The organism is Pseudomonas protegens (assembly GCF_003732485.1).
GTDB lineage: Bacteria > Pseudomonadota > Gammaproteobacteria > Pseudomonadales > Pseudomonadaceae > Aquipseudomonas > Aquipseudomonas protegens_B.
Genome location: NZ_MOAK01000073.1, coordinates 314615 through 318142, shown reverse-complemented (window position 1 = coordinate 318142; position 3528 = coordinate 314615). Strand labels below are relative to the sequence as shown.

The following is a 3528-nucleotide window of genomic DNA, read 5'->3' as shown; positions in this document are numbered from 1 at the left end:
TGTAGGCCTGCCGGTACGGCGGCTGGTGCTGTGGCGGCGCCTGCGCCTGGCCATGGCCCTGTTGCTGGAGGGGCAGGCCATGGCCCAGGCAGCCCACGGCGCCGGGTTCGCCGACACCGCGCACTTCTCCCGCACCTTGAAGGCGCTGTTCGGCGTCACCGCCGGTCAGGCCCTGAAAACCCTCAGGCCCCGCCTGCTGGATTGACCGGGCGCCGCAACCCCTCGGGCACCTTGGGCTCGGCGGCATAGCGTTGGGCCTTGAATGGCTCCAGCAACTGCGGCCAGTAATCCACCGGATAGTCCGGACGACTACCGATGCCCAGGTCGCCCTGGCGCATCAGATAGTCATGCCGATAGAACGCGGTTCCCAACAGCCAATCCCAGAGATTGAAGAACAGACCGAAATTCACATCACCGGCGCGGCCGTACTTCATATGGTGAAAGCGATGCACCGGCGCCCAGGCAAACACCAGTCGCAACAATCCCAGGCGCATATCCACATTGGAATGCTGCAACAGCAACTGAATGGCGATGGCCAGGGCCAGCAACTGTGCCACCGGCAGCGGGATGCCCAGCACCAACAATGGCAACAACCCCGCCGTCGCTTCCAGCAGTTGGTGCAGGGGATGCTTGAGCAGACCGTTGAAACCGTACATGCGCAGCACACTGTGGTGCACCGCATGCAGGCGCCAGAGCCAGGCCCAGCGATGGCTGGCGTAATGAGCCAGGGTGATCCCGCAATCGGCGATCACTATCGCCAGCAGCAGTTGGCCCCAGAGCGGCCATTCCCGAGGCCACAGGCCGTCATGGGCCAGCAGCGCCACCAGTCCCGGCAATGCGAGCAGGCCCAGGGCATTCAGGCCCTCATTGACCAGAGCATGCAGACTGTCCCGCAGGCGGTCACCCTGGGAGCGATTCCATGCCGGCTCGTAAGGCAGAACCCACTCCACCAGGAAAGACACCAGGAGCGCAGCCGCAAACAGCACCAGCAACCCACCCGCAGAAGCCTCTTGCGCACTCATCCAGCACAGCGCACCACCGATGAATCCACCAAAGAACAAGGGGGCATACAACCACGCAAGCAATCGTTTCATTCGCTCAGTCTCCTAGAAGGGAGACACCAGCTTGGGGCTCGCCTCAGCCCCTGGCTTGAACAAACGGCGCAACCACTGACCTGAATTAAGGGTGAATTAAGTTGCAGTGGCTAACCTGTGTCCATCGAAACCCATCACCCCAAGGAATCAACCCATGACCAAGTTCTCCGCTCTGTTCGCCGCTGCCGCCCTGACCCTGACCGCCGGCCTGGCCCAGGCCGATGTCCGTCCGGACCTGATCCCGGGCCTGCTCAAATCCGGCGCCATCATGGACCTGGAAAAACTCAACCAGGCTGCCCTGGCCCAGCACCCGGGCACCACCGCCGCCAGCATCACCGATACCGAGCTGGAGCAGACCGCTACAGGCGCCTACGTCTACCAGGTGGAACTGCGTGACAGCAAAGGCATCGAGTGGGACGTGGACCTGGATGCCAAGACCGGCAAGGTCCTGAGCAACAAGCAAGACAAGTAAGCCCCCGCACACAGCACAAGGCCGCGCCCCGTTTCGGGAGCGCGGCCTTGTGCTTTTGCGCCCGCATACAGGGTGAGCGGTATCAGGCGCCGAGACGCGCCGTAACCTCGTTCAATTGTCCCGACAGACCGTGCAGGTTGCGGCTCGCCGCTTCAGTGCGCTGGACGTTGTCGAGGTTGGTACTGGCAATCGAAGTGATCTCGGTCAGGTTGCGCGAGATGTCCTCGGCCACCGACGTCTGCTCCTCGGCGGCGGTGGCGATCTGCCGATTCATGTCGCGGATCGCTTCCACCGCTTCGGTGATGCGCTCCAGCATTGCACCGGCTTCGGTCACTTGCTGCACACTCTGCTCGCTGCGGGACTGGCCGCTCTCGATGGCCTGGGCCGCATCCACCGCACCGGTCTGCACGCTCTGGATGATCTGGTTGATCTCGATGATGGACGCCGCAGTACGCTGGGCCAGGCTGCGCACCTCATCGGCGACCACGGCAAAACCGCGCCCCGCCTCACCGGCCCGGGCCGCTTCGATGGCAGCGTTGAGCGCCAGCAGGTTGGTCTGCTCGGCGATCCCCTGAATCACTTCCAGCACCTTGCCGATACGTCCGCTGTCGGCCTCCAGGCGGCGGATCACCGTGGCCGTGTTGGCGATCTCGCCACGCATCTGGGTGATGCTGTGGATAGTGCTCTGCATCACCTGCTCGCCCTGCTGCGCCGACTGGTCGGCATCATCCGCGGCGCGCGCAGCATCGGCAGCGTGGCGCGCCACTTCCTGGGCCGTGGCGGACATCTCGTTCATCGCCGTCGCCACCTGATCGGTGCGGTTGAACTGCTCGTTGGTGCCCTGGGACATCAAAGTGGCGATGGAGTTGAGCTCGCCGCTGGAGCTGTCCAGGTCCGAGGCACTGCGCTGCAGGCTGCTGAAGGTCTGGGCCAGGAAGTCACGCAGGGTGTTGGCGGCAGCCGCCAGCCTGCCCAGTTCGTCCTGACGATCGCTGGCCACCCGGTCGGCGAACTGGCCACGGCTGAGCTGGGCGACGTAGTCGATCAACTGGCGGATCGGCTGCACCAGGCTGCGGTTCACCAGCCACAGGCTGAGCAGGCCGATCAGCAAACCGGAAACCAGCATCACCAGGATGCCCAGCCACACCGTGCGATCGGCCGCCGAGCTGATGTCCCGGGACTGCTGGTCACTGTGTTTGCGCAGCTCGGTCACCAACTCGCTCATCTGTTCGCTGGTGGCACGGTCCACGCCCTTGACCGCAGCATCGCCGGCACTCGGCTCGGCGCCTGCGGCCACATAGGCGTCACGGCCCTTCTGATAAGCCGAGCCGAGCGAACGGTGCTCCTCGGCCAGGCGCTGTACCCGGCTCTTGAGGCCCGAGTCCAGGCCCGGCGTCTGGGCCAACTGGCCGAGAATGTTCTGCACATCCCGCTGACGATCCTCGAACTGCTGCCAGTACTTGTTCAGTTCCTGGGGCTGCTTGCCCCGCAGCAACACGTTCTTCCACTCCTGCACCTGGCTCTTGAACTGCAGGTTGGCCTCGTCGATCAACTGCGAACTGCGCAGCGGACCTTCGATCAGCTCGCGGTAGCTCTGCACGCCACCGGACAGCAAGTGAAAGCACGCCAGGGCGATCAGCAACACCGCAAACAGGCTACCGCTCAGCAGGGCAAGAATTTGCGCTCTCAGGGATTTTTGCAAAAACATCGAGAAGATCTCATGGCAGGGATAGAGCAAGCCACTAAGGGCATGCGTAGGTCCGAACTTCCCTGTCAGGAGCACTCGAGGAGAATCGAATGCGCATTGCATGTGAGCGTGATCGGCATCCGCGATCCATTCTTGAGCGCTGCCGACCACTGGTATGGCGCCGCGGATTGTCCACTTTGAAACGTCACAAAACTGTCAAAAAGCCTTGCCATGATGAGGCCCAAGTGAACCTGTAAAACCCGCGCCAGGCACTG

5 protein-coding genes and 1 pseudogene are annotated in these 3528 nt (G+C 63.3%); 2 read left to right on the top strand and 4 right to left on the bottom strand.

Features of this window, described 5'->3' with window-relative positions; translation table 11 throughout:
* On the top strand, positions 1–205 hold a 205-nt coding region (locus tag BLX41_RS35790; protein ID WP_259745018.1), incomplete at its 5' end, for a helix-turn-helix domain-containing protein.
* On the opposite strand, the gene BLX41_RS19670 is transcribed toward BLX41_RS35790, so the two are convergent.
* The gene (locus BLX41_RS19670; protein WP_123726229.1) at positions 183–1094 is read right to left on the bottom strand and encodes a sterol desaturase family protein; all 912 of its coding nucleotides are present in this window, start codon (positions 1092–1094) and stop codon (positions 183–185) included. The genes BLX41_RS35790 and BLX41_RS19670 overlap by 23 nt on opposite strands.
* A gap of 154 nt (positions 1095–1248) precedes the next feature.
* On the opposite strand from BLX41_RS19670, the gene BLX41_RS19665 reads away from it, so the two are divergent.
* On the top strand, positions 1249–1566 hold the full coding sequence (locus BLX41_RS19665) for a PepSY domain-containing protein (RefSeq protein ID WP_011062798.1): 318 nt from the start codon (positions 1249–1251) through the stop codon (positions 1564–1566).
* 82 nt (positions 1567–1648) lie between these two features.
* Here BLX41_RS19665 and BLX41_RS37405 read toward each other — a convergent pair whose 3' ends face one another.
* The 3 genes and pseudogenes from BLX41_RS37405 to BLX41_RS34040 form a co-directional block, all read right to left on the bottom strand.
* Entirely contained in the window at positions 1649–2353 is a 705-nt protein-coding gene (locus BLX41_RS37405) for a methyl-accepting chemotaxis protein (RefSeq protein ID WP_404942781.1), read from the bottom strand.
* A 228-nt stretch (positions 2354–2581) separates the two neighbouring features.
* Positions 2582–2692: pseudogene (locus BLX41_RS37400) on the bottom strand (hypothetical protein); the annotation flags it as partial.
* Between the two features lie 647 nt (positions 2693–3339).
* On the bottom strand, positions 3340–3528 hold a 189-nt coding region (locus tag BLX41_RS34040; RefSeq protein ID WP_221179218.1), incomplete at its 5' end, for a hypothetical protein.